General features: G+C 68.6%; 29 protein-coding genes and 2 pseudogenes. 13 read left to right on the top strand and 18 right to left on the bottom strand.

The window, feature by feature from the left end; translation table 11 throughout:
- Positions 1-617 precede the first annotated feature (617 nt).
- From ABD385_RS37495 to ABD385_RS37480, 4 genes are all read left to right on the top strand, one after another.
- Complete coding sequence (locus ABD385_RS37495; RefSeq protein WP_344584281.1) at positions 618-1,124, top strand: helix-turn-helix domain-containing protein; 507 nt, start codon at positions 618-620, stop codon at positions 1,122-1,124.
- A gap of 80 nt (positions 1,125-1,204) precedes the next feature.
- A complete protein-coding gene (locus tag ABD385_RS37490; protein ID WP_344584279.1) occupies positions 1,205-1,645 on the top strand; it encodes a hypothetical protein in 441 nt (146 codons plus the stop codon).
- Entirely contained in the window at positions 1,638-2,867 is a 1,230-nt protein-coding gene (locus tag ABD385_RS37485; protein WP_344584278.1) for an MAB_1171c family putative transporter, read from the top strand. Before ABD385_RS37490 ends, ABD385_RS37485 begins: the two co-directional genes overlap by 8 nt.
- 110 nt (positions 2,868-2,977) lie before the next feature.
- Positions 2,978-3,691: an oxygenase MpaB family protein gene (locus ABD385_RS37480; RefSeq protein WP_344584277.1), complete on the top strand. Its 714-nt coding sequence runs from the start codon at positions 2,978-2,980 to the stop codon at positions 3,689-3,691.
- A gap of 91 nt (positions 3,692-3,782) precedes the next feature.
- Here the strand turns inward: ABD385_RS37480 and ABD385_RS37475 are convergent, their stop codons facing one another.
- Together ABD385_RS37475 and ABD385_RS37470 are read right to left on the bottom strand one after the other, a co-directional pair.
- Complete coding sequence (locus ABD385_RS37475; protein ID WP_344584276.1) at positions 3,783-4,214, bottom strand: tautomerase family protein; 432 nt, start codon at positions 4,212-4,214, stop codon at positions 3,783-3,785.
- Positions 4,215-4,304: 90 nt separating this feature from the next.
- Positions 4,305-4,934 (bottom strand): carboxymuconolactone decarboxylase family protein, encoded by a 630-nt coding sequence (locus tag ABD385_RS37470; RefSeq protein ID WP_344584274.1) that lies wholly within the window; start codon positions 4,932-4,934, stop codon positions 4,305-4,307.
- Between the two features lie 100 nt (positions 4,935-5,034).
- Here ABD385_RS37470 and ABD385_RS37465 point away from each other — a divergent pair, with 100 nt between their 5' ends.
- From ABD385_RS37465 to ABD385_RS37445, 3 genes are all read left to right on the top strand, one after another.
- Complete coding sequence (locus tag ABD385_RS37465) at positions 5,035-5,940, top strand: LysR family transcriptional regulator (protein WP_425585571.1); 906 nt, start codon at positions 5,035-5,037, stop codon at positions 5,938-5,940.
- 509 nt (positions 5,941-6,449) lie between these two features.
- On the top strand, positions 6,450-7,685 hold the full coding sequence (locus ABD385_RS37455) for an epoxide hydrolase family protein (RefSeq protein WP_344584271.1): 1,236 nt from the start codon (positions 6,450-6,452) through the stop codon (positions 7,683-7,685).
- A 213-nt stretch (positions 7,686-7,898) separates the two neighbouring features.
- Positions 7,899-8,516 carry a hypothetical protein gene (locus tag ABD385_RS37445; RefSeq protein ID WP_344584288.1) on the top strand — a complete coding sequence of 206 codons (618 nt, stop codon included), beginning with the start codon at positions 7,899-7,901 and terminating at the stop codon, positions 8,514-8,516.
- A gap of 12 nt (positions 8,517-8,528) precedes the next feature.
- Here the strand turns inward: ABD385_RS37445 and ABD385_RS37440 are convergent.
- Both ABD385_RS37440 and ABD385_RS37435 read right to left on the bottom strand, forming a co-directional pair.
- Positions 8,529-8,840 (bottom strand): annotated as a pseudogene (locus ABD385_RS37440) (hypothetical protein); the annotation flags it as partial.
- 295 nt (positions 8,841-9,135) lie between these two features.
- A complete protein-coding gene (locus ABD385_RS37435) occupies positions 9,136-9,606 on the bottom strand; it encodes a MarR family winged helix-turn-helix transcriptional regulator (protein WP_344584270.1) in 471 nt (156 codons plus the stop codon).
- A 187-nt stretch (positions 9,607-9,793) separates the two neighbouring features.
- On the opposite strand from ABD385_RS37435, the gene ABD385_RS37430 reads away from it, so the two are divergent.
- The 3 genes from ABD385_RS37430 to ABD385_RS37420 all read left to right on the top strand — a co-directional run bounded on the left by ABD385_RS37430 (position 9,794) and on the right by ABD385_RS37420 (position 11,999).
- Entirely contained in the window at positions 9,794-10,354 is a 561-nt protein-coding gene (locus ABD385_RS37430; RefSeq protein WP_344584268.1) for an NADPH-dependent FMN reductase, read from the top strand.
- Between the two features lie 37 nt (positions 10,355-10,391).
- Entirely contained in the window at positions 10,392-10,973 is a 582-nt protein-coding gene (locus tag ABD385_RS37425) for an ester cyclase (protein WP_344584266.1), read from the top strand.
- A gap of 636 nt (positions 10,974-11,609) precedes the next feature.
- Complete coding sequence (locus tag ABD385_RS37420) at positions 11,610-11,999, top strand: VOC family protein (RefSeq protein ID WP_344584265.1); 390 nt, start codon at positions 11,610-11,612, stop codon at positions 11,997-11,999.
- A 465-nt stretch (positions 12,000-12,464) separates the two neighbouring features.
- On the opposite strand, the gene ABD385_RS37415 is transcribed toward ABD385_RS37420, so the two are convergent.
- Positions 12,465-12,863, bottom strand: a complete 399-nt coding sequence (locus ABD385_RS37415; RefSeq protein WP_344584263.1) for a MerR family DNA-binding protein — start codon at positions 12,861-12,863, stop codon at positions 12,465-12,467.
- Positions 12,864-12,938: 75 nt separating this feature from the next.
- Here ABD385_RS37415 and ABD385_RS37410 point away from each other — a divergent pair, with 75 nt between their 5' ends.
- Entirely contained in the window at positions 12,939-13,880 is a 942-nt protein-coding gene (locus tag ABD385_RS37410) for an alkylmercury lyase family protein (RefSeq protein WP_344584261.1), read from the top strand.
- A gap of 692 nt (positions 13,881-14,572) precedes the next feature.
- Here the strand turns inward: ABD385_RS37410 and ABD385_RS37405 are convergent.
- Together ABD385_RS37405 and ABD385_RS37400 are read right to left on the bottom strand one after the other, a co-directional pair.
- Complete coding sequence (locus tag ABD385_RS37405; RefSeq protein WP_344584259.1) at positions 14,573-15,430, bottom strand: alpha/beta fold hydrolase; 858 nt, start codon at positions 15,428-15,430, stop codon at positions 14,573-14,575.
- Complete coding sequence (locus ABD385_RS37400; protein WP_344584257.1) at positions 15,412-15,729, bottom strand: hypothetical protein; 318 nt, start codon at positions 15,727-15,729, stop codon at positions 15,412-15,414. The genes ABD385_RS37405 and ABD385_RS37400 overlap by 19 nt, the downstream gene beginning before the upstream one ends.
- Positions 15,730-16,124: 395 nt before the next feature.
- Here ABD385_RS37400 and ABD385_RS37395 point away from each other — a divergent pair.
- A protein-coding gene (locus ABD385_RS37395; protein ID WP_425585570.1) for an IS5 family transposase occupies positions 16,125-16,975 on the top strand; the annotation gives its coding sequence in 2 pieces (ribosomal slippage) (positions 16,125-16,488 and positions 16,488-16,975; 852 coding nt in all).
- Positions 16,976-17,058: 83 nt separating this feature from the next.
- Here ABD385_RS37395 and ABD385_RS37390 read toward each other — a convergent pair.
- The 11 genes and pseudogenes from ABD385_RS37390 to ABD385_RS37340 all read right to left on the bottom strand — a co-directional run bounded on the left by ABD385_RS37390 (position 17,059) and on the right by ABD385_RS37340 (position 23,489).
- Positions 17,059-17,547 carry an RCC1 domain-containing protein gene (locus ABD385_RS37390; RefSeq protein WP_344584284.1) on the bottom strand — a complete coding sequence of 163 codons (489 nt, stop codon included), beginning with the start codon at positions 17,545-17,547 and terminating at the stop codon, positions 17,059-17,061.
- Between the two features lie 18 nt (positions 17,548-17,565).
- A pseudogene (locus ABD385_RS37385) lies at positions 17,566-17,910 on the bottom strand (chromosome condensation regulator); the annotation flags it as partial.
- A 60-nt stretch (positions 17,911-17,970) separates the two neighbouring features.
- Positions 17,971-18,801, bottom strand: coding sequence for an IS5 family transposase (locus ABD385_RS37380; RefSeq protein ID WP_344584282.1), 831 nt, complete (start codon positions 18,799-18,801; stop codon positions 17,971-17,973).
- Between the two features lie 129 nt (positions 18,802-18,930).
- Positions 18,931-19,980, bottom strand: coding sequence for a cytochrome P450 (locus ABD385_RS37375; RefSeq protein ID WP_344584255.1), 1,050 nt, complete (start codon positions 19,978-19,980; stop codon positions 18,931-18,933).
- A gap of 76 nt (positions 19,981-20,056) precedes the next feature.
- The gene (locus ABD385_RS37370) at positions 20,057-20,146 is read right to left on the bottom strand and encodes a tryptorubin family RiPP precursor (RefSeq protein ID WP_020930389.1); all 90 of its coding nucleotides are present in this window, start codon (positions 20,144-20,146) and stop codon (positions 20,057-20,059) included.
- Between the two features lie 516 nt (positions 20,147-20,662).
- Positions 20,663-20,824 carry a hypothetical protein gene (locus ABD385_RS37365; RefSeq protein WP_344584249.1) on the bottom strand — a complete coding sequence of 54 codons (162 nt, stop codon included), beginning with the start codon at positions 20,822-20,824 and terminating at the stop codon, positions 20,663-20,665.
- Positions 20,821-20,946, bottom strand: coding sequence for a hypothetical protein (locus ABD385_RS37360; protein WP_344584247.1), 126 nt, complete (start codon positions 20,944-20,946; stop codon positions 20,821-20,823). Before ABD385_RS37360 ends, ABD385_RS37365 begins: the two co-directional genes overlap by 4 nt.
- A gap of 229 nt (positions 20,947-21,175) precedes the next feature.
- Positions 21,176-21,379, bottom strand: a complete 204-nt coding sequence (locus ABD385_RS37355) for a hypothetical protein (RefSeq protein ID WP_344584245.1) — start codon at positions 21,377-21,379, stop codon at positions 21,176-21,178.
- Between the two features lie 154 nt (positions 21,380-21,533).
- Positions 21,534-21,932 carry a DUF6415 family natural product biosynthesis protein gene (locus ABD385_RS37350; RefSeq protein WP_344584243.1) on the bottom strand — a complete coding sequence of 133 codons (399 nt, stop codon included), beginning with the start codon at positions 21,930-21,932 and terminating at the stop codon, positions 21,534-21,536.
- Positions 21,929-22,066, bottom strand: a complete 138-nt coding sequence (locus ABD385_RS37345) for a hypothetical protein (protein ID WP_344584241.1) — start codon at positions 22,064-22,066, stop codon at positions 21,929-21,931. Before ABD385_RS37345 ends, ABD385_RS37350 begins: the two co-directional genes overlap by 4 nt.
- Before the next feature lie 178 nt (positions 22,067-22,244).
- Positions 22,245-23,489, bottom strand: coding sequence for a helix-turn-helix domain-containing protein (locus ABD385_RS37340; RefSeq protein ID WP_344584239.1), 1,245 nt, complete (start codon positions 23,487-23,489; stop codon positions 22,245-22,247).
- A gap of 811 nt (positions 23,490-24,300) precedes the next feature.
- On the opposite strand from ABD385_RS37340, the gene ABD385_RS37335 reads away from it, so the two are divergent.
- A complete protein-coding gene (locus ABD385_RS37335) occupies positions 24,301-24,495 on the top strand; it encodes a hypothetical protein (RefSeq protein ID WP_344584237.1) in 195 nt (64 codons plus the stop codon).
- Positions 24,496-24,511: the final 16 nt, after the last annotated feature.

Genomic DNA, 24,511 nt, shown 5'->3' with positions numbered 1-24,511 from the left:
ACGCCGGTTGCTGACCGGCAGAAAAGGCCGCAGCCGTTCCCACTCGGCATCCCTCAGATCACCCCGCCCCATGCCACCATCAACGACCTCGGCACGAAGTAGCCACATGATCGACCGGACAAGTCCTGGGAATCGCCCTGTTGGCCCGGTCGGCCCGAGGTTGAACGGAAGAACAGCGCAGGCGGCGCCTTCGCGACGGCGACGCACGTGAGTCCGGGCACTACTTCCCCGTCTTCACCGCCATCGCGGCAACTGCTCCGTGGTCCGGTGTGCTTGGCGCCGTGGGCCTTGAGCGAGCATCACCCGCGCTTACCTGCTGGCTCACTCCGCTGCGGGCGCACGTCGTCCTGAACGAGGCCCCCGGAAAGCCTGCTGACGGTACGACAGGTGTGGTGGCCCCGGCCCACCCCCGTGGGGGCCGGGGTGATGCTGATCCTGCGGGGAAGAGGGCGGTTCTGTCAATTAATTGGCGATCGGTCCGGACAACCACTCCCCGATTGACCGACTTGCCCCATTTGCGATGGATGCTATTTCCAATTAATTGGAGACGCGGCTGCTGAGACGCGTCCCAGCTCGCCTAGGATCCAGACCGTGTCGATACGAAAGCGGGAGTAGGAGTGCAACCACCCGAGCAAGGGGGCGCGGCCGAACGGTTCGCTCAGCGGTTCAACCGCTTGAACGAGTCGATCTACCCCGCGACGCAAGAGCGGCCCTACACCGAACAGGAAATCGCAGACCAGATCCAGATGTCGGTCAGTCAGGTGAACAACCTGCGGAACGGCAGGTCCGTGCCGCGCGGTGACAGGGCCATGCGGCTCGCCGCCCTCTACGGGGTTCGGCTCGACTACTTCTTCCTCCCGGACGACGCCGAGTACGTCGTCGAAGTGGAGCAGCACCTCCTCGCCATCGACGTGGAACGTCGCGGACTGCCTCAGATGCGGGCCAACCGGACAGCCGGATCCGGTGCCGGCAGTGGCGCGGAGAGTCCGCTCGACGACGAGGTGCGGCATATCGCCGAAGGGCTGGCTGAGCTGCCCAGCGAATTCCGCGACGTGGTCGGCACGCTCGTCGACACGCTGCGCGAGCGCATGGGTCTGCAACCCCGCGGCAGGAGATCACGGTGAATCGACCCGAAGTTGTGACGACGTGGCAGATACCAGAGGGTTGGGCTGGCGACATGGGAATCCGGGCTGAGCGACAGCGAGTGAGGAAGATCCTTCGCGACCTCGGATTACCCGCACACCCCACGTTGCAGGAACTCTGCTCCGCTTATGAGCAGCGAACGGGGCGCACACTGCACCTCATCGAACGAGAGGTACGTCCCGGCGAGCCCTCGGGCGAATACGAACAGTACCTGGGCGAGGACCGCATCTACTATCCGAAGGGCACGAGTCTGGCGCACCAGGCCCTGGTCAAGTGCCATGAACTCGCCCATCTCCTCTTGCACCACGCGCCCCGCCACAGCGCGATCGATCCGGAAGTCGTCCGGCGGGTCCTCGGACGTTCCCACTACGCCGATCCGGCCGAACACGAAGCCGAGACGGTCGGCACGCTCCTCTACTTGGAGTTGAATCTCGAACCGGAGGACGGGGCCGCCGCGCACATCGCACCGGCGCTGACCCACCGCGAAGGGCGTCATGCCTAGTAAAGAGTTCGCCTACGACCTCGCGTACACGGTCGTGGGCCTGAGCCTCTACCTCCTCGCCCTCTACAAGGGGCGCGCCTGGCTCAGCGAACGGATTCCAAGCCTGCTCCTCATGACCGGGGCTGGGCTGTCCGCCGGCAGCGGCTTCCTGGTGGCGGCGCCACACAATTACCGTTGGATCGACCAGGTCGCGGGGATCTCGAACCTCGCCACGTACGTCGTCTACAGCTCCATCACCGTCTGCTGCGCCTTCTACCTCTTGATCGTGATGCTCTGGAAGGGCGCATCCGCCAACACGGGCGGTTCCGCCACCTCCGAAGTCCGTAGGCAGGCGGAAATCGATCGCCTCCGCCGGGCAGCTCGCTGGGTTGCGCCCCTTTACGTGGTTCTCCTGTTGCTGATGACGGTGCTCTTCTTCTCCGTGGCGCTACCGACCGGTGAAAAGCCGCTGGACTTCGACACCACGTACGCCGAAGAACCCACCATCACGGCATTCCTGATGATCTATCAGGCGGGTTACGGCCTCGGCATCTGGTCGATGGCCTACTTCGCTTGGAGGCATTCGCGCAGGATAGAAGACCGTCTGCTCCGCACCAGCCTCACCTGCACAGCGATCGGCTGCATCTTCGTCGCCATGTACGGCGTCTTGAAGGTCGTCGCCATCGTCGGCATCAATGCCGGACTCCCGTCGATGGAGCCCATCAGCAACTACCTCGCTCCCGCCGCCGCTTCGGTAGGCGGCGACATCGTCCTGTACGGATGGGTGTACAGCGCCCTCAAGGCGCGCCGCCACCGTAACCAGGAGTTCCACGCTCTGGAGATCCTCTGGAGGACGGTGACGCGGATCGACCCCGGACTCGTCCTGAAGAACCGGGTGCCGCGCTCGGAGTGGGGCCAGCAAGTCATGGCGGTTCGGCGGGCCGGCGAAATCCGTGATGGCCAACTGTCCTTGCGGCCATGGGTCTCACCCGACGTGGTGGAAACGGCCAGGCGCATGGCAGAGGACGAGGACCTCCGGCCGTCGCAACGCGAAGCGCTGGCGGCCGCCGCGGCGCTCCGTGCAGCGCTGCGCGCCAAGGAAGAGGGGACCGCGCCCTCCCCGGCGTGCGACCAACTGCCGGGCATAGAGGTGCCCCCGCACGCTGAGCGGCGACACCTCATCATGGTCGGTAACTACCTCCACAGCCCACTTGTCGACAAGGTCCTGGCCGCTTCCCGATGACGTGCACGAGAATCAATGCCGAGATGCCTCCAATGATCAAAAAAGTCGGGTGACCTTCTGTGCCGTGGACAATTGACGAAGAACGGGAAGCCCAAGCGGTCTATCGGGAAATGGCGCTCACGCACTTTCCCGGCGATGTGAAGCTCGGGCTGAACCTCGGCTTCTACCGAACCTTCGCCGTTCCCTCCATCGCCCGCGTGCTGGCCGGAACGGGAAAACTGACCAAGCAGCCGCGTGTCCGGGCGAAGGCCACGGGCGAGCTCATGTACACCCTCATCGAGCACGGGCTGGACACCGGTGAGGGGGAAGCGGCGGTACAGAAGCTGATTCGGCTCCACTCGGGTCTCGCCGTGTCCAACGAGGACTTCGTCTACGTACTGGCAGCCTTCTGCATCACGCCCATCCGCTGGATCGATGACCACAGTTGGCGGCGGACGAGCCAGGCCGAGAAGAGCGCAACCCACACGTTCTACTCACTCTTGGCCGAACGCATGGGCATCACGGACGTCCCCGAATCCTTCGAGGACTTCACCGCGTGGATGGACGCATTCGAAGTCAGGACGTTCCGTAGCACCGAGGAGGGTTACCGCCTCGTCGCGGCAACCCGGTCCCTCCTGTCCGATCGGATGCCCCGCTTCCTCTCGCCGCTGGCCAACGGGATCTTCACCTGCCTGCTCGGAGACCGGCTGCGAGAAACCTTTGCACTTCCGCGTCCCTTCCTACTCGTGAGAAGTCTGGTTTCCGCCGCCCTGTGGGCTCGACGCTTCCGGATGCGACGAGCCCACCCCCATGGCTTGTCGTCTCCTCATCCATCCACCCACTGACGCGCGATAGGAACCTGTTGGTGCAAAGGGCAGCAGGGCAAGGTGAAAGGTCCAACAAAGCCATTGGGCGTGGCGGTTGGCCGCCGCTGCCTCAGCTCGTGGCCTCGGCGTCGGTGAGGACGTCGTTCATGCGCTCGTCGTAACCGGTGGTGGGGTTGACGACACGACCGGCCGCCCACCAGTTCTCTCTGGCTGTTTCGGTGATCATCATCAGGATGTCCTCTTCGGGGACGTCGGCGAACAGCCGGAGGTTGTCGACGATCGCCTGGAACAGTTCGGCCTTCTGCTCGGCGGTGCGGTGGTTGAAGGAAAGCTGGATGAGCATGGCGCGCTCGCTGCGGCGCAGGCCGAACACGACCGGCTGCATCTGGAAGTTGTCGGGCGTGACTTCGTGGAACACGTGGAACTGGTCGTCCTGGGGGATTTTCAGCACGTCGACCATGGCCTTGTGGATGCCCAGGGACACGTTCCGGCGGTACTCGGACGGGGTCCCCTGGCGCAAGTAGACGTTGATCAGAGGCATGAACTATCGCCTTCCTTCTCTTTTCTGGTTCTTTTCCGGATTGTTCTTCTTCTGGATTTGGGTCGCCGACGACACCTGCGTGTCGGTGTTTCAGGTGGCTGGTGCCTCGGTGTGGTCCGGGGACGGAGCCGGTACCTGGAAGCAGGCCAGCAGGGCCGAGGTACTGAGGTACTGACCGACGAGGCTGACCAGGGCGATGAGGGTGTTCGTGCCGAACGCCGCTGCTGCCTCGTCGTAGAGGCCGTCCGGCACGCGATGGTCGCGGACCAGCGCGGCGGCCAGCCGGTGGGCGAGATCAGCGTCAGGGCGCAGACCGCGGGGAGTCTCGCCACGGAGCAGAGCTGCGATGGCCGGGCCGGGCAGGCCGGCCTTCTCGGCAGCCGCGGTGTGGGCGTACAGCGCGTACTCGGCCCGCCAGTGAGCGGCCACGGTGAGGATGACCGCCTCTCGGACATCCGTCGGAATGCCGGCCCGGGTGAGTGCCTGGGCCCACTCCAGCAGGGGTTGGGCGAGGTGCGGAGTGCGCAGCAGGGCGTTGAACGGGCCGATGAACCGCCCGTCGGGCAGGGCGGCCTGGTAGCCCCCCTCTTCCGCGTCGCGCGCCCGCGTGGCCCGCAGGCGGTCGCGCAGTGCGCGCTGCGCTTCATCGAGGGCATCGGGAGGAAGGAGGGGCAACCGGCCGCCCAGCCCGGAAGTTCCGTCGGTGGGGTCCTCGTTCATGCCCTCCACGCTAGGAACGCGGAGGGGTATTCCACCAACGAATGTTCGGCATAATGGATATGCCGATTACGCATGGACACCTCGTGGAGACCTCATGGAGATGACGCTGGTCGGGCTGCGGATGCTGCGCGAGGTGGCGGAGCGGGGCACCTTCACGGCCGCGGCGGACGCACTCGGGTACACGCAGTCGGCCGTCTCCCGGCAGATGGCCGCGCTGGAACAGGCGACCGGCGCCCGGCTCTTCGACCGCTACCCCGGCGGAGTGCGGCTGACCGACTCAGGCCGTGCCCTACTGCGGCACGCCGTCGTCGCCCTGGACGCACTGAAGGCCGCCGACCGGGAGTTGCACGGCGCGGAAGAGGTCGCGAGGGGCCGTGTCCGGCTCGGCTTCTTCCCCACCGCCGGAGCGGTGATCGTGCCCCGAGCCCTGGCGATGCTGCGGCAGGAACACCCACACCTCCAGGTGACGACGCGCGAGGGGACCACTCCCTCACTGGTGCGCGCGCTGCGCGCCGGCACCCTGGACCTCGCCATCCTCTCCTCCAGGCCACCGCACCGCTCGCCCGACACGGACGACCCGCCCCTGACCGTCGAGCCGCTGCTGGAGGTGCACCTGGCCGTGGTGGTGCCGGCAGGCAGCCCGCTCGCCGAACGGGGCAGCGTCACCGTCGAGGAGATCGCCCGCGAACCGTGGATCGCCAGTCCCGGCACCGCGGACGAGCCACTGCTCGGCGTCTGGCCCGGTCTGCCCGGGCGACCCACGGTCCGCCACACCGTCCGTGACTGGCTGACCAAGCTGCACCTGGTCGCGGCCGGCGCCGGCATCACGACGGCCACGCCGTCGCTGCTGCCCGTCGTCCCGCCCGGCGTACGCCTCGTGCCCGTCGAAGGCGTCGCGGAGGAGGTACGACGCGTCAGCCTGGTGCGCATCCCGGGTCCCGTCGGGGCACCCACACAGGCGCTGGCACGCGCCCTGCGCCGACAAGCCGCCGAACTCGCCGACTGACCGTCCCGGACATGGAGACTCTTCCGAGCTGCTGCGCGAACGCCGCGAGCGGCTCGGCACCCGCATCGGCACCCGTGCACCGGGCGTCTTCAGGCAGGCGGTGCCGGTGCTGCGCTGGTCCGTCGACGGCACCCGGACGGTCCGACTCGCCCGGGGCAACGGCACTGTGGTCCGCCCCGACCGCGTGGCCGCCGCCGGCCTCAACGGGGCGGACCTGTGGTGGTCTGGGAAACACAAGCATCACGGAGGATGCGGCAACGTCCCCTCGTCAGAGCCGTTGAGCATCCGCGCGGGTGCCAGGGTCGTCGCGTCGCGTCGCGTCGAAGGGAGGACACCGGTTGCCTGGCCTCTCTGGCCGGCCTGTCCGTCTTGGTCGACCAGCTCCATCCGCACCACCGGCAGGCACTCGCCGCACCGCTGCCCGCACGCCTTGAAACGGCGCGGCTCGCCGCGCAACCATCCAACAGGCCGACGGCACCGCTTCCCCCAACCGAGTAAGGAACGACGTCATGACCATCCCGCACGCCTTCCCTCTGGAGCCCACCCCGATCCATGTGTCCGACGAGGTCCTGGCTGACCTGCGCGCCCGTCTCACGTTGACCCGTCCGCCGCTGGACGAGGGGAACGAGGACTGGTCCTACGGCGTCCCGGACAGCTATCTGCGTGAGTTGGTCGCCTACTGGCGGGACGGCTACGACTGGCGCAAGGCCGAGGGCGCCATCAACGCCTACGACCACTACCAGGTGCGCGTCGCCGGCGTTCCGGTGCACTTCCTCCGCAAGCCCGGCCGCGGCCCCCGCCCGATCCCGTTGATCCTCACCCACGGCTGGCCGTGGACGTTCTGGCACTGGTCGAAGGTGATCGACCCGCTTGCCGACCCGGCCGCGTTCGGCGGTGACCCCGCCGACGCGTTCGATGTCATCGTGCCGTCCCTGCCCGGCTTCGGATTCCCCGGCCCGCTCACCGGCTTTCCGGACGTCAACTTCTGGAAGGTCTCCCACCTTTGGCACATCCTGATGACCGAGACCCTGGGATACGAGAAGTACGCCGCCGGGGGCTGTGACATCGGTGGGATCGTCTCCAGTCAGCTCGGCCACAAGTACGCCGACGCGCTGTACGGCATCCACATCGGCTCCGGGCTGCCGCTCGACTTCTTCACCGGCCCCCGTGCCTGGGACTTCGCCCGGAATCGGCCCCTCACCGACGACCAGGCAGCCGACGTCCGGGCCCGCGTCATCGAGCTGGACCACCGCTCGGCGTCCCACCTCGCCGTGCACATGCTCGACGGTGCCACCCTGGCCCACGGACTGAGCGACTCACCCGCCGGGCTGCTCGCCTGGCTGCTGGAGCGCTGGAACGCCTGGAGTGACAACGGCGGCGACGTCGAGTCCGTCTTCACCAAGGACGACCTGCTCACCCACGCCACGATCTACTGGGTGAACAACTCCATCGCCACGTCGATGCGGTACTACGCCAACGCCAACCGTCACCCCTGGGCCCCCGCCCACGACCGCACCCCGGTCGTACAGGCCCCGGTCGGCCTCACCTTCGTCACGTACGAGAACCCGCCCGGCATCCACACCGCCGACGAGCGCGTCCGGGCATTCAAGTCCGGCCCGCAAGCCGACTGGTTCAACCACGTCAACGTCAACGCCCACGACCGCGGCGGCCACTTCATCCCCTGGGAGAACCCCGACGCCTGGGTGAGCGACCTGCGACGCACTTTCCACGGCCGCAGGCCCTGAACTTCCACTCAACCAACACGTTCTGGCGCTGCCCGGAAGCGAGGGGCACAGCGTCTGGGCCTACCGTCCGGCGGACGCCGCGACCGCGGGCGCCCTGCTCCGGTGAGTCTGCGGCAGCAGATCAGGGTGCAGGCGATGCCGGTGGAGGCCAACAAGCGCTCGTCCTTTCGTTCGTAGCGGCGGTGGGGACACCGGCTGTGGCAGAGTCGGCGGATGGATCTGGGGCAGGGATGGGCAGCCGTTCTCGCGGGCGGCATCGGCATGGTCGGGGCGCTCGGCGGGTCGCTGGTCGGCGGCTGGGCGGCCGTTCGGGGCGCGCGGGACGCGGCGGCGTTGAACGCGGACGCGATCCGGCGGCAGGTCGCCGAACAGGCGATGAGCGAGCATCGGCACTGGGTGCGACAGGAGAGGCAGAAGGCGTACCGGGAGGTGCTGGACGCCTATGCCGAGGTGACGCCGATGATATGGACCATCCATGAGTCGCTGGCGTCGCAGGACGAGAGCGAATGGCCGGAACGGCTGGACCTGACCGAGCAGTTCGACGTTCTGAACTCGGCCTGCAGCCGGCTGGTTCTGCTCGGCCCGGCGCCCGTCGCGGAGGCCGGGAACGCGCTGAGCCTGGTGCTGCACGAGGTCGAGAGGAGCTTCATGCGGCTGGTGGCCACCTGGTCCGGTGCGCCGCTGTCCGGAAGCGACCGGGACCGGGCGTTGGCGACGATGCGGACGGCGGTGAAGGAGCTGCGGGTCGCCTACTTCGCGTTCATGAGGGCAAGTCAGCGGGTGCTCATAGACGGAGTGGTGGTCGACGAGCCCGTGGAGGGCACGGGTTGAGAGATCATCTCGTTTGGTGAGCCTGCGGTAGCAGATCAGGGCGCAGGCGATGCCGGTGGAGGCCAGGAAGTGTTCGGCTTTGCGGCTCGTAGCGGCGACGGAGACGGCGGCGGCACCCGGCGAGCCAGGACGTCGTGAGTTCGACAGGCCAGCGGTGGCGGCCAAGTCGTTGGAGGACTCGACGCCCTTGCGTGCGATGTGAGCGATGTGAGCGATGATCCCGCGCTGCCGTAACCACCGGCGCAGGTGATCCTGGATCTTTGATCCCTTCTTGCCGCGATCCACGGGATTCGGACCCGTCAGGTCCCCCCTCTCGGCCCAAACAGGCAGTACGAGCGCGTGCGGATACGAGCACTGGCCGGTGTGGGTGTCCACGACAACCGCTGTGCCGGCATGCGCGCGCCGCGGAGTGCGCACGCCCGTACCGCATCACCACCGCAGTCGCCAGGCATCCGTCGCTGGTGTGGCGCTCCGGCGCGACCGCTCACCAGGGAATGCGCGACCGCTCAACGGGGGGGGGGCGGTGCACTCAGTGGCTGGCCAACGGCGGGTCCGTTTCGGTCCGGAGCGGGTATGCGCGCACACGTCGTACGCCGAGCGGGCCCGGTCGGGTCGAGGATCAGTTGGGTTCGCCTTCGGGGGTTGCGACACGTTGGAGTGCGGCCGTGAGGGGGGCGAGGTCCTGGCCGGTGAAGTGGTCGACGAGGTGGTGTCGCACGCTGACCAGGAACGCGGGCCAGGCGTGTTGGAGGCGGGCGAGGCCGGTGGCGGTCAGAGTGGCGTTCCAACCTCGGCCGTCCTTGGCGCACTTGGTGCGTTCGACCCAGCCGTGTTTCTCCAGTCGGGTGACGACGCGGGTCATGCCGCTCAGGGTGATGTTGCAGGCGGTGGCGAGTTCGCTCATCCGCATGGTCTGCTGCGGTGCTTCGGACAGGTGCATCAGGGGCGTGTACTCGGAGAGTGGTAGCCCGGCTTCGCGCACGATGTCGGCATCGACCGCGCGTGGCAGTGCCAGCATCACGCGGCTCAACTCACGCACGAACGCCTCCTCGTTCGGGTCGAGGGGCTGTGGCTGCTGGTGGGAGGGCATGGCCCCACTCTATCTCCTTGACGAGTCAAGGAGATAGCGGGAGTGGACGGGCTCCGCTTCCACTCCACTTCACCGTGACGAACTACTTGACGCGTCAAGTAGTTCGCTGTGTACTTCATCCGTCAAGCAATTCCTTGACGCGGCAAGTATCTGCCGGGTCTCGGGAAGAGATACGGAGAGGACCACCATGACCAAGATCGGCATCATCCTCGGAAGCACCCGCCCCGGACGGAACGGCGAGGCGGTGGCCCGCTGGGTGCACGAGAACGCCGCCCAGCGCACCGACGCCGAGTTCGAACTCGTCGACCTGGTGGACTACGAGCTTCCGCTGCTCGACGAGGCCGCTCCGGCGTCGATGGGCCAGTACGCCCAGCCGCACACCCGGGCCTGGGCGCAGAAGATCGCGTCCTTCGACGGCTTCGTGATCGTCACCCCCGAGTACAACCGCTCGGTGCCCGGCGCCCTGAAGAACGCCATCGACTTCCTCTACGCCGAGTGGCACAACAAGGCCGTCGGCTTCGTCGGCTACGGCTCGACCGGCGGCACCCGCGCCGTGGAGCACCTGCGCCTCATCGCCGGCGAACTCCAGATGGCGGACGTTCGCTCACAGGTCGCGCTCTCCCTCTTCCACGACTTCGAGAACTTCCACGCCTTCAAGCCCCTCGACGTCCAGCGGGATGCCCTCGCCACCACCCTCGACCAGGTCATCGCCTGGACCAACGCCCTCGCCCCGCTGCGCGCCCACTGACCGCGCACGCCGACCGACTTCGCCACCAGGAGTTCACATGACCATCAGGAATCCGCTCGAAGCCGCATCCACCCCCACTTCCGCTCCCACCTCCACCTCCAGCCGACGCAGGATGATCGGCACGATCGCCGGCCTCGGCACTGCCGCGGCCCTCGCCGCCGTCGCCACTCCGGCCGAGGCCCAGAGCCAGGGAGCGCCCGGCCCCCTTTCCAAATCCAGCCTCTCGCCACGGCAGGTCGCCGGGGCGTTCTACGCCAGCTACAACGGGGACCTGGCCGCCGGCTTCGAGCGATACATCTCCCAAGACCTCGTGCTGCACGGCTTCGACGGCCCCAACGAGCGCTCGGCCTGGGTCGCGGGCGACCTCGAACTCAAGGCGGCACTGACCGGCTACCGACTGGACGTGTTCGACCAGATCGCGGAGGGCACGAAGGTGGTGACCCGCTGGAGCCTCGGTGGCGTCCACACGGGCACGGTCCTGGGAATCCCCCCGTCCGGCCGCGAGGTCCACCTCAGCGGCATCTCGATCGACCGCGTGGTGGACGGCCAGTCCGTCGAGCACTGGTCGGAGGGGAACTTCGGCAGGTTCCTGCAGATACTCCGCGGCGAGATCGGCTGACGCATCGTCAACGCAACGGTCCCGTGCGGGCGATGCGTCCGGGAGACCCCCCGCGAAGCACCGAGGCCAAGGCCACCGAAATCCTGACATCCGGGAATGCGGCTGCCGCTGAGAGCGCACGGTCGTTGACGGGGGTGTCCCCCTTTGTGGCCCTCCCTCTGCCAGTTGGCGGCCGGGGCACGCTTCTCCGGGGCGACTGCCTTGATGCCGAGCCTGCGCAGGCGGGCGCGGTTGTTGCGGGACGGGGACGCGTTGTCCTCGGCGATCGCGTCCGGGCGGGGCAGGGAGGCCGCACAGTCGGCAGGCGTGCAAGTCGCCACACCTTGACTGGCGCGTCCTCCCTCGGCGTCGATGGCTTCGACACCGTCACCGACCGCCACAGTCACCGGACGTGCCACGTCCATGACCTCGATGGCTACATAGTTTCGGCGTCAACGACATTGGCTCTCTCCAAGCCAGCGACCTCGGCAAATACACCCGACGGCCACGACCGGCCATGGCGGACGTGCGGTGTCCTAAGTTCCGCCTACGGTGATTCCCCAGCGTTCGCCGGGCCGCGCAACCAGCAGTGGTCCGGCGCGGCCGGGAAGCAACCGACACCCCCCCCAGCCCCCCAGCACCAAGGCAGACACCGCCATGACGAACACGTCCCTCGCACCCATCGCCGGTGCCGAGGTCAAGAACGCGGCTTTCTGGGGCCACGACGGCAAGGCCCTGGCCTCCTTCTACGCCACCGCCCTGGGCTGGACGCTGACCCAGACCTACGGCGACAGCGCTGCAATGATCAGCGACGGCACCACCAGCTACGTCTTCTACACCGCCGAGGACTTCCAAGCCCCCAACTGGCCCGAGGACGAGTTGGTCCTCCACCTCGACCTCGGCTTCGACGACGTCCAGGCCGCCGAGCAAAACCTGCTGGCGGCAGGCGCCACCAAGCCCGACCACCAACCCGGCGGCTCCCACTGGACCGTCCTGCTCGACCCTTCCGGCCAGCCCTTCTGCATCAGCAGCAACGACGCCTGGTAGACCCCGGCCGCCGTCGCCGTCGCCGGCTGGTTCGGTGCGCGGCCGGCCAACTGGTCGGTGACTGCGGGCGGGCAGGCGCTGCGGCGTCGGGGGAGCGGCACGACGATGTGCTCCAGCGGTTCCCGCTATCCGGGCGTGGAGCCTTTGGACACCGGGCGCGATGCAGCTGACGCTGGGAGTGCCGCGTGTCCGGCCGATACGGGCCCGTGCCGCCCGTGGGACGTGCACCCTGAGAATGCGACTGGCCGGGCGGTGTGGTCTGCCGCGACTGGTGACGAAGAAGGTCAAGTTGACCGGGGTGAGGAACGGCCGCGGGTGCGGTTGGCTCTGTTCACGAGAACGAACAGCACCTGTCCATGAGTTTGGGAGGCAGCCATCGGCGCGCTGGAATTCGAAATGTTCGCGGTTCGGACAGCACCGGCTGGCAGCGGTTCCGTATTCCTGCTCAGGCCCTCATGCCGCTGTTCAGTGAGCGGTGAGGATGCGGCAGATGTCGCCCTCGGTGCAGGTAGCGGGGTCGGTTGCGGAGGCAGTGCGGGTCAGCGCGCGCAGCATGTCGCGGGTTGCCTCCAGTTCGGCGATCCGGTGCTCGACGTCGGCGAGGTGCCGGTCGAGGAGCTCGGTGACGTGGCCGCAGGGTGGCTGGCCGCCGTCGCGGATCGCCAGGACGTCGCGGATCTCGGCGAGGCTGAGGCCGGCTGCCTGGGCGGAGCGGATGAAGCCGATACGGGCCTGGCTGTGGGCCGGGTAGTCGCGGTAGCCGCCCGGGGTGCGGGGCGGGTCCGCCAGTAGCCCGGCCTGCTCGTAGAAGCGCAGGGTCTTGGTGGTGGTGCCGGTGGCGGCGGCAAGGGCTCCGATGCGCATATCTCCACCGTAGCGCTTGACCTTCCAGTGTAGTGGAAGGTCTAGCGTGGGACGCGTGACCTGGAGGTGCCGCTCATGCGCGTGGAGATGTTGACCGTCCCGGACTGCCCCAACGGCCCGGTGCTCAAGGAGCGGCTGGCCCTCGTCCTCGCCGGTCGCACGGATGTCGAGCTGGCCGAGCACGTGGTCGACGACCAGGCGGAGGCCGAGCGCCGGGGCATGCACGGCTCCCCGACGCTGCTGGTCGACGGGCGAGACCCGTTCGCCGGCCCGGACACAGCGGCCAGCGTGTCCTGCCGTCTCTACCGTGGCGCGGACGGCCGGGCCGGCGGAGCGCCCGCCGTTGAGGCACTGCGGCGGGTACTCGGCACCGGCGCGGACCGGGCAGCCGGCCGGTCCGGGCAGGGCCGCCTCGCCCCCATCGAGGGTGGCCTGCGGGCGGTGCAGCAGGCCGTCCTGCGCTCCTTCGCCACCACCGGTGCCCCACCCGGGGCGGCCGACCTGGACGCGGCGGCCGAGCCCTTCGCCGTACCGGCCGCCCGGGTGCTCACGGAACTGGCTGCCGAGGACTTCCTCACCCTGGACGACACCGGCCGGATCCAGGCCGCTTACCCGTTCTCCGCCACCGCCACCGAGCACATCGTGCAGATCGTCGGAGGGCCGACGGTGTGGTCGATGTGCGCGATCGACGCGCTCGGCGTCCCCGTCATGCTGGGCACCGACGCCGTCATCACCTCCACCGACCCGGTCACCCGTGACCCCGTCCGCGTGGAGTTCACCGGCGGGAAGACCACCTGGCATCCGGCCACCGCCGTGGTCTACTACGGCGCCCGCGCCGGCACCGGCCCGGCCGCCGCCCTGTGCTGCGGCTACCTGCGCTTTTTCGCTGACCGTGCCACCGCCGAGCAGTGGACCGGGCAGCACGCCGACATCAGAGGCGCCGTGCTCGGCCAGGCCGAGGCCGAGCGCCTCGGCGCAGACATCTTCCGCCCGCTTCTGGCCGCACCCGCGCAGTAAGCAACACCGCCATGAACCCGCCCCGACGCCGCCCTCCGACCGCCCGGAGAGGGACGGCACCCCTGCTCGCGGCCATCGCCGCCGCAGCCATCGTCTGCTGCGCTGGGCCTGCTCTGGTCGTCGCCGTGGCCTCTGGCGCGCTTACCGCCTGTCTCGGCAACTGGTGGGCAGTCACCATCGCCGCCCTGCTGGCCGTCGGGGCCACGGCTTGGTGGCTACGACGCCACCGGCGTTCCTGCCGCCCACCACGGCGCCCTCACTGATCGCTTCCGGTCCATTCCAAGGGCCAATCCAGGCTCGGCCCAGGTGCTGCCGATTCTCGTGAACATCGAACACGTCGACTGCGGGGCGCCTCCCAAAGTGATGAACAACCGCTGTCGACACTCGTGAACAGAGCCAGTGTGGTGGCGGAGGTGAAGGTCACCAGGTGTGGGTGACCGTGGCGAGGCCGTCGGCGGTGGCGTCCGCCTCCCACCCCTCCGCGTAGGGGAAGTTCTGCGACTGGGTGAGCAGCTGCATCCCGTAGAGCAGCCGCCCCGGCGGAACCCGTGCGGCATCCGCATCTCAGCCGCTCACCTAGCCAATCTGACCAGGCATCAAATAATCCAGATCCACACGTGGTTTGCACCGGATGAGGCGGATTGCCAGGCAAGGGGCGGCCGCGCGGGACTGGCAGCCGATGCGGAACTGGGTCAGCCCCAGAACTCCCGCAGGGCGGCGTTGACGACGGCGGGCTCCTGGGTGTGCGGGTAATACCCGGGAACCCGCAGGAGGCGGCCCCCGAGGGAGTCCGTGAGGGATTCGGCCACGGCCATGAGGGGGAGCCCCACGTGCTCGCGGTACGCGGCCGGTGCGCGCTCCCAGGTTCCGCAGATCACCAGAATCGGCAGGGCGGCGCCCCGGATCACCTCCAGCGGGATCTCCGCCTCCCAGATGGGCCGCTCTCTCATGGAGGTGGCAACGGCACGGAGCCGGCGTGAGGTGGGCTCGGGCATGGCCATCCCCAACCCCTCGGTGGACGCACGCAGATACTGCTCCGGTGTGACGCCGTCCGGGATGCCCGGGGCGCCGTCGCGCACCCGGTCGAGGAGGTCGGCGACGACTGGATGGTCCGCGGCGGCGGTGAAGGCGGAGGGTTGGATGAGGGCGAGGGAGCGGACGAGGTCGGGTCGGCGCGCGGCGGCGATGAGCGCGGCGACGGCGCCGTTCCCGTGCGCCACGACGTGGGCGCCGCCGCACCCTACGGCGGACGCCCCGTCGCCGAGAACCTCCGTGATGTCCTCGGCGTCGACGTCGAAGTCGCTGCGCGTGGTGTCCGGGCTGTCGCCGTAACCCCGGCGATCCATCAGGAGGAGCCGCCGACTGTCCGCGAGGGGCCGCTGCCCGGCGAACCCGTACGTGGAGTCGCTGCCCCAGGTGAAGATGTTGTGGATGAAGAGGGCGGGGGCAGCAGCGGCCGCCGGGGTCACCCGGGCCCTCGAAGCTGTCGAGGCCCCGCCTCCTCCGACCCGATCGCGGTCATCCCACACGGTCACGTGCACGGCTGCCATAGGTCATCCTCCCGAAGCTGAAGAACATCAACTCCCTTGAGACTAAACCTCGATCCACCGCCCGACGCCTGACGCCTGTGGATGACGCTTGGGATAATGAAGGAGTGCCTGGTGACCTGCGATGGTGGGAGTTCTTCCCGCGCGGTGCCGATCTCCAGCACCTGCTGGCCGCCGCGTACGTCGAGCACGTGCAGCATGCGCGCGACCATGGACGGCTTGGAGGTCGAGGAGGTGGCGACGCCGGGCCCGGCCTCGGTGCGGTCGTCGACCTGGGTGACTATCGGCTCGTCGGCGGCCATGGAGGTCGCGCGCTCCGTGGCGGTGGTGACGGGCCGGCAGTGGTCGGCATCCTGGCGTCACATGCGCTCGGGCAGGAATGGATCGTGCGGGATACGTTCCCACACCGCGCGCCATGCGGGGCTCAACGGGGGTCTGCGGTCGTGTATCCGCGCGCGACTTGCACTGGAGCGGCGGCCGCCCGGACCTACCCACGGTTCCGGGCGACTCATGCTCCGCACGTCCCGCGCATCACGGGGAGCAGCGTGCGGAGTGGCCCGGCGGCCGTCAGGGGCCAGGCGCCCATCCGCTGGACTCGGCCGGTCGGCCAGTCAGTCGGACGGGAGTCGGGGTTTTAGAGGTCCTGGCAGAAGTGGTTGGTCATGTGATTGCTGGCTTCTCCGGTCGTGGTCTGGTCGTGGGGAAACGTCAGTCGCGGCCGTGGGGCGTGTCGGATGAACTGTGGGTGCTGATCGAGCCGTTGCTGCCCAAACCGGGGCCGAAGCTGGTCGAGGGGCGGCCAAGGGTGCCGGACCGGCAGGCGTTGTGCGGGATCTTGTTCGTGCTGCACACCGGCATCCAGTGTGAGTTCCTGCCGCAGGAGCTGGGCTTCGGTTCGGGCATGACCTGCTGGCGCCGGCTGGCCGCGTGGAACGAGGCCGGGGTGTGGGACCAACTGCATGTGCTGCTGCTGAAGAACCTGCGGTCGGCCGGGAACCTGGACTGGTCCCGGGCGGTGATCGACTCCTCCCGTGCGCGGGCGGCCCGAAGCGGCCCAAAAGCGGTCCCAGTCCGGTCGATCGCGCACGGCCGCGCGGCAAGCACCACGTCATCACCGACGCCCAGGGCATTCCCCTTGCGGTGTCGCTGACCGGCGGCAACCGCAACGACGCCACCCAACTCCTGCCCCTGCTCGACAAGATCCCCGCTGTCGCTGTCGCTGTCGCTGTCGCTGTCGCTGTCGCTGTCGCTGTCGCCGGTGCCGGCCGGCACCGGCCCGACGCTCTGCTCGCCGACCGCGACCGCGGCCACGACACGTACCGGCGCCTGCTGCGACAGCGCGGCGTCCGCCCCGTAATCGCGAGGCGAGGCCAGCCACACGGCTCCGGCCTGGGCATCTTCCGGTACGTCGTCGAACGAACCATCTCCTGGCCGCACGGCTACCGTCGCCTGCCCATCCGATGGGAACGACGCGACGACATCCATGCAGACTTCCTCGGACTCGCTACATGTCTCATCACCTACAGACACGTCCGACCTCTTTGTTAGGACCTCTAAGGACTGGAATCAGAATGAGGTCTTTGGAGCCTGAGGGTGACGGAATGTCAGTTCGTATTGGCGCGGCCTCGGGTCTATGGAAGTTGGACTCCGGACCAGGCATCGACTTCGCACTGTCCGTCGGCATTGTTCCCTGCCGTCACGACTGTGCCGTTGGCACGCAGGCCGAGGGTGTGCGTTGAACCGGCCGCCACGGCGACAATGTCGCGCCAGTCGCCGACTTCGCACTGTCCGTAGCTGTTGTCTCCCGTTGCGAGGACCCGTCCGGACTCGGTGACCCCGACGGTGTGGTAGCTGCCCGCGCCGAGCGCCACCACGTCTTCCCACTCATCGACCTCGCACGCCCCGGTTGCCCGGTTTCCGGTCGCTACTGCACGCCCGTCGGCTCTGAGGCCGACGGTATGGAGAGACCCGGCCGCAATGGCGGCTAGGTCACGCCACCCTTCAACAGCACACTGCCGTCGTCGGTTGTTCCCCGCGGCCAGTGCAGAACCGTCCGACCGAACGCCGACCGAGTGCCAGTCACCACACGAGAGGACGACCATCTCGCGCCAGGACTGCACGTCACACTGTCCTTCCGAACTCCGGCCAACTGCTAGCACGCGGCCATTCGCGAGTAGCCCGAGCGTGCGGCGCCAACCTGCGGCCACGGCCGTGACGCCTCGCCATCCGGCGACATCACATTGCCCATCGCCATTCCACCCCGTTGCCAGCACGGTGCCGTCCGACCGGAGTCCCACCGAATGAGACCTGCCCGTGTTCCTCGCGGTATGGACGTTGGCAGCTGCCACCGCGACGACGTCTTCCCATCGCTCCACACGACATTCACCGGCTGCGGTATTGCCCACGGCGAGAACGGATCCATCCCGGCGCCGTCCGACCGAATGACGCCTCCCAGCCGCCAGCGCCGACGGGTTAGCGAGCATTCCGCCTCCTTGAGCTTGGCGCGTTCGCGACATGGGATTCCACCCTACTTCGGCCTGGAATCAGAGCGGGGTCCTCAGCCGTCGCCAGCAGATGACGGTACAGCCGAGTGTAATGAAGGCCTGGTGGATGTCGTCGCGGACCTCCCAGCGGATGCGTAGGCGGCGGAACCAGTGCAGTAGTGCGATGGCGCCTTCCACGACCCAGCGGTATACGCCGAGCCCGGAGCCGTGTTCGGTGCCGCGTCGAGCGATGTGTGGGGTGACTTCGAACCGTCGGATCTGGTCGCGGTGGCTCTCGTGGTCGTAGCCGCGGTCGGCGTGGAGGCGCTTCGGGCGGCGCAGTGGTTGGCCGCCTTTGCCTCGGATCGGCGGGACGGCTCGGACCAGTGGGATCAGCTGGGTCACGTCGTTGCGGTTGCCGCCGGTCAGCGTGGCGGCCAGCGGGATGCCGTGGGCCTCGACGATCACGTGGTGGTTGCTGCCGGTCTTGCCCCGGTCCACCGGGGCAGGGCCCGTGGCCGCACCACCTTTCATCGCCCGCAGATGGCTTGAGTCGACCGACGCCCGGGACGGATCCCGTATGCCGGCCGCCCGCTGTTCGGCTAGCAGCATCTCGTGCAGGCGCTGCCGGACGCCGGCCTCGTTCCCATCCCGCAGTCGCCTCCAACAGGTCATCCCGGAGCCGAAGCCGAGTTCCTGCGGGAGGTAGCGCCAAGGTATACCGGTGGAGAGCACGAACAGGAGGCCGCACGGAACCCGCCGGTCATCGAGCCGACGACGCACCGGGGACCGCAAGCGCCGCTCAATCACCGGCAACAGCGGTTCGATACGCTCCCACAGCCCATCGCCAACCTCCCGCGGCTTGTGCCCACCACGAGTCTCGGTCGCAATCACCCCCTCCGGGCCGTATCAACGCGAACTGACGCACCGTCATTCCCGAGCCTCGGGGACGTCATTCTGATTCCAGTCCTAAGCAGTGCTGCGCCGGGTCGTCTGCGGCCAACCAGGTCAGCAGCCGTGTCATCCGCGGGCCACCTGGACGTCTGCGACTTCCATGAGGCCATCGAGTTCGACCCGGCCGACGGTCTGAGCGGGGTGCACCGTGAGGCCGTCCCGGCGCACCAGGTCGAGGAGCCGTTCGGCGAGCGGCAGCACCATGTGACGACCCCAGCAGCGTTCGTTGGCATGGCCGAACGGCAGATAGCCGGGGTGGTCGTCAGGGTCCAGGCCCGCCCACCGCTCGGGGCGGAAGGCGTCCGGGTCCTCCCACAGCGCGGGGTCGCGATGGCTCAGGAGGGGCAGCAGCAGGACGTCGTCCGCCGGTCCGATCCGGGCGTCCAGCGCGGTGAATTCGGGTGCGGCCACCCGGAGGATGTTCCAGGACGGCGGTAGCAGTCGGAGCGCCTCGGCGATCAGGTGCCGGTTCGGTACGTCGTCGTCGAACGGCGCGCCCAGCCAGACCGCGTTGGTGACCAGTGCGGCCACGGTGAAGCAGATGGGTGCGGCCACTCGTCGGTAGAGGTACATGGCGTACCGGCGGTCGGGGAAGCCGGTGGCGCCGAGGACGAGGGTGGCGAGTTTCGAGAGGGGTTCCGTGCTGTCGGGGCGGCGCAGCAGGGCGGCCGCCGACGTGACGGCGGACCAGGTCAGTTTCGGGGTGAGCTCCAGCCTGCGGTCGACCAGGACCCTGAAGCGCAGGAGTTCCCGTCCGAAGACGAGGTCCCGGAGGTAGGCGTGCGGCACCTGCGGCCACGGGCCGGTCAGGTCGACCGATGTCTCCAAGGGGCACTGGAGCGCTTTCCGCACGTCCGCCGCGACGGCCTGCATGTAGGTGGCCGCGTCGGCCCGGCTGACGTGCCGGCCGAGGACCGGTTTGAAGGTCGGGCGCTCTTCGGCGTTGGCCGGCCGGCTGCGGAGCAAGGCGTCCATCGTGTCGGCGCCCGCGACGCCGATCGTGGTGGGCTCCAGTCGGAACAGGTCCTGGCCGGTGTGCCGGCTGAGCAGTGCGTCGATCCTGGGGGCGAAGCGCACCTGCCGGTCACCACGGCCGGCGGTCGGTCGCTGAGGCATCGGGAACCTCCGGGAACGCGGCCGGTGGCGGGCCGTCACGCCCGGCCCACCACCGTCCTCTACGGGCGTGGGCCGGTTAGATCCAGCCGTACCACGCGTACGCCTTGAGGCTCTTGTCGCTGCGCATCCGCTTCACGAGACGAACGAACTTCATCCGTACCTCCATCGCGAGGAAGGGCTGTTCCCCAGTGACAGGCCGTCGAATGGGTCTTCGACCGCGGCAGAAGTGAATGCTGACACCTGAGCCACGTCAAGTGACTCGTTTCACATCAAAGAACTACCGTCTCGCGTTTCACAGGCGTTCGCGGCGCGAGAGGGCAGAGGGTGCACCCTGAAGCGGGCGATTGATCCCGATGTAGCGGATATGAATGCCAAATCCCGTATAGAGCGGCGGTGTTGGCGAATGTGATGAAGCAACGAATATTTTGCGGAGCGGACGGTCGGACGTCCGGCAACACAGCACAGGACACGGCGTGACCCTCCACCCTGGCGCACTAGACGGCCAACCAACGCTTCCCCGAGACCAGACAAACGAAGAAGTCGCAGTCACACGATCAACCATTTCTGTTAGGACTTCTCAGGGCACGTGGGGGGGACGGGTTGCGCCTTCCAAAGCAGACCGGGGGTGGCGTGCAGTCCGGTCTCCTCCAGCACCTCGCGGCGCAGCGCCGCGAGGGCCGACTCATCGCCGACGGCGCACCCGCTGGGCAGGCCGGCACCACGGGAGTTCGTAGCGGTCGCGCTTGCGGAGCGTCAGGGGGTGGCCGGCGGTGTTGCGGAAGAGGGCGAGGGCTCCGATCCTGCGGCCGTCCGGGTCGGTGAACTGGTCCCTCGTCGTGGTCATTGAGTCCCTCCGCTGGTGCCGTGGGTGTGGGAGATGTTCGCGGCCTGTTCCGTGGCGAGGTCGTTCAGCACCTCGCGGGCCGCGGGCGGCAGGCTCTCGTCCCGGGCGGCGTTGGTGGCCACTCCGAGGGAACGGACGGAGTTGAAGAACTGCTCGTCGTCGGGGGTGGGTTGGGCTATTTCTGTGCCCGAGCGGTGGGGTAGGGGAGAGGGGCGCGCCCGCCCGGTGCGGGGCCGAGTTCGGGCGGGCGTTGCGCTCCTTGTCTGCCATCGCGGGGAGAAATGAGGGAAGCCCTGGGTGTGGCGGTGAGGAGAGCGCGCCCAGCGAGCCGTGCGCCGGGAGTCTGTGAGGTCAGGCGGTGGGGGCCTGTTCGTCGTCGAGGCAGTAGGGGCAGTTGACTCGCCGGAACCACTCCTCGACCTGGTCGTCCGGGGCGCCGTCGCCGCACTTCGGGCGCTGCTTGCCGGCGACCCAGACGAGTTCGTGGACGGTGATCAGGTCTTCGCCGATGGTTCCCGCCATCACGCCGTACGGGGGTTCGTTGGTCGTCGTCATCGCCCCGCCCATCGCAGTTCGAGGCCGAACTCGGGGAGCCGGGTGCGGTGGCCGCCCTTGTGCTGGTGGCGGCCGTCGCACCGGGCCCACCTTGGCAGGCTCGGGGGTCGATGCGGGGCGGGCCACGGGTGGCGCGCGGTGCACTGTCGGAACCTCACGCCCGCCTCCCCGCGGTAGGCGTAGCGGGATCCGATCCGTTGCGGGGCCCGTACTCGCCGCGGCCGGCGGTGAAATGGGCCAACAGCCACTGGCAGTCCCGGGCGCGCTGATGCACCTCGGCGTCCGTGGACAGCATGCCTGTGCCCAAGGGGATGGCGAGGCGCTTCTCGATCCCGTCGAGGCGGTGACGGTCCGGTGGTTGGGGGACGGTGGTCTGGCGGGCCTCGGCGAGGAGCAGCGCGACGTGACCTCGCAACGCCTCGTCCGTGGCCGCGAGTTCGTCCCGGCTCGGCCTGATCGACCCGAAGCGGAGCGCCTGGCGGATCGTCTCGCTGATGGTGGTGGTGTCGATGGCGTCTTGTGCCGCCATCGGGATGGAGCGGCCGATGCTCATGACGCGTCCTTGAGCAAGGCGGAGACGACGAGGTGCTCGGTGAGGGCATCGCGCAGTTCTTCCGCTTCGCTGCGTGACAACACCAAGTCGACGTCCCCCTGGTGCTGGTCGACCCGGTACAGCGCCAGCGGCACACGTACTTCCCCGGTGTCGCTGGTGCTTGAGGTTGGTGCCCCTCGACGGGGTGAGGCATGCCAACCGCTGACAGCCGCCATCGCGATCTCCTACCGTGATAGATCGATAACTGACGGTGACCGTAGGGCGTTTGGGTGGCGGGCAGGGGGACAAAGTGTCCCCCTGCGGCGAGCTGTCCTAGGAGGCGGTGACACCGACGGCTTGGGCGAGTTGGGCGGCCTCGTCGCGGAATGCACGCGGCGCCTTGCGCCAGAGATCTGCTGCGACCCCGCGCGCTGACGGGGTGTAGGCGACGGTTTCCTGACTGATTTTGCAGGCGACTCCCATGACGTGTAGAGCCGCTGTGCGGTCGCCACGTTGGAGGTGCCCGCGGGCCACTTCCACCCAGAGCCGCGAGCGCCGTTCGACCGAGGGCATGACATCCGGGTCGATGTCGTCGGCCCTGCTCAGTGCTTGGCCGGCCTTGCGTAGGTCCGTGGCCACCGAAACTCCGTGGAAGTCCACGTTCGCCCGCCCGAACACCGTGCTCGGGTGCACGTACGCGGCAGGCAAGGACTTGGCAACCTGGTCCCCTGCATCCCAGTACCGCCACGCCTCCCCGTCGCGACCGTCCCGCGCGGCGGTCACCGCCGCGTGCAGTTGCAGGGCACCGTAAATCCCCCGCCAGTCCTCCGGTGCCCCCTCGAGGTGCTGCCGGATGAGCCCGGCTGCCTCGGCGACTACCCGCAGGGCCTCGTCCGGGTACGCGGTTTCGCGCAGGATGTTGCCCATGTTCCATGCCGCCGCAGCGATCGCGGCCGGGTCGTCTGCGTTCTGCGCCGCTGTCAACGCGCGGTCAGCTACAACCCACGCGAGTTCGGGCGGCGCCACGTAAGCGGTTGCCTGCCCGACGAGCCGGTAGACATCCGACAGCGCGACGAGAGCCCGGCGGCGGCCCGCCCCGTCGGCGGATTGCGCTGCCGCTTCCGCGTCACTGATCAGCTTCGGGAGCAGCGCGCCAACTTCGGTGCGCTGGCGCGGTGATGTGTGCCAGAGCCGCCAGGTCTGATCGACTTGGCCCTGAAGAACCGACACGTCGATCGGTTCGGCGGTGGCTTCCGGAGCGAGCGGCCGTCGCATGACCGCCGCCCAAATGGCTGGCATGGCAGGGTGGGAGAGGCGGCCAAGCGGCACGGGTTGGGTCACGTCGGAGGAGTCTCCGGTGATCACGGACAGATCCGATACTTGCAGTGCCGCTGCGAGCCGCAGCACCAGTGTGTGAGACCTGAGTTCACGGTCACCCGTTTCGATCTTCTTGAGCCAGTCGACGCCTCGTCCACAGAGTCCGGCAAGTACGGCTCGGGTCATGCCGCGAGACTCGCGGAGGAGACGAATACGTTCGCCGGTCGAGAGACCGGGCGGGAGCTTGTCAGGGTGGGCCATACTGAAACTCCGTTCTGACCTAGGCACTCAGAACGGTACGCCTTGGCGGGCCCGGGGCGTAGTGATCGGCCTTTCACCACCTGGCGGGGGCCGATTTGCGATCCGCGCTACGTGCGGCGTCGCTCCGAGTGGAGGACTGCCAGCTTCGATGTTGACGGCCGGGGGGTCGGCGACGCGGGCGCGCTATCACGGCAGCACACCAACGCTTCGGGGCTGTCGGGTGGGACCTGGTGTCGGTGCTCCGGGGAGCAGGTTCGGCCGTCGCGGCCGTCCTTGCCCGCCGGCCCGAGTGGCGCCCCTTGGGCTGGCCCGGCCGGCGGCGCCCTCGTCATCTGACTGCGCAATCGGTCGCCCTGACGGGTACAAGAACCGTGTTGCCGAGGTCTGGAAGCGGCCGGTACGTGTTCCCGGCTGTCTCGTATGCGGGTCGGCCCAGGAACAAGTGATCACGGCTTCACCGAATCCGCCGCTGTGTACCGCACTGTCCGCCGACCTCGCCACCCAACCCGCCACCCGCGAGGACCCCACACCTGATGTCCATATGGCCTTCGATCGTTGCCGTACTCGGTACCCTCGCCGGCGCCCTGACCGCCGGACTCCTCCAGCACCGTTCGGCACGCGCTGCACGCGTCGAGCAGCGCGCCGACAGCCACCGCCAGGACCAGCTCGGCGCCGTCACCGACTTCGCGGCCGCCCTGGACGCGCACCGCTCGGCGATCTTCCACCGGGAGCGCCTGGCCCTGACTGAGGCAGGCACCGAGCATCAGTTGGAGGCCCAGACGAGTCCCACGACACCCCGGCGGCGATCACCGTGCCCCACATCCGCCTTCAGGCCCTGCTCCCTGAGCTGGCCGGCCCCGTCCAACAGGCCGCAGATGCCGCGTACGCGCTGCGCAAGGCCACCGACCGCGCCGAGCTGGACGCCCGGCGGCATGCGGCCAAGGAAGCGTCCGTGGCCTTCGTCGCCGCGGCCGCCTCGCTGCTGAGCCCCATCAACAACCGCTGACTCGGCGAGTTCGGCG

Origin of the sequence: Streptomyces lunalinharesii (assembly GCF_039532155.1) — a bacterium.
GTDB classification, from domain to species: Bacteria; Actinomycetota; Actinomycetes; order Streptomycetales; family Streptomycetaceae; genus Streptomyces; species Streptomyces lunalinharesii.
This window is presented reverse-complemented; position numbering and strand designations above follow the sequence as displayed.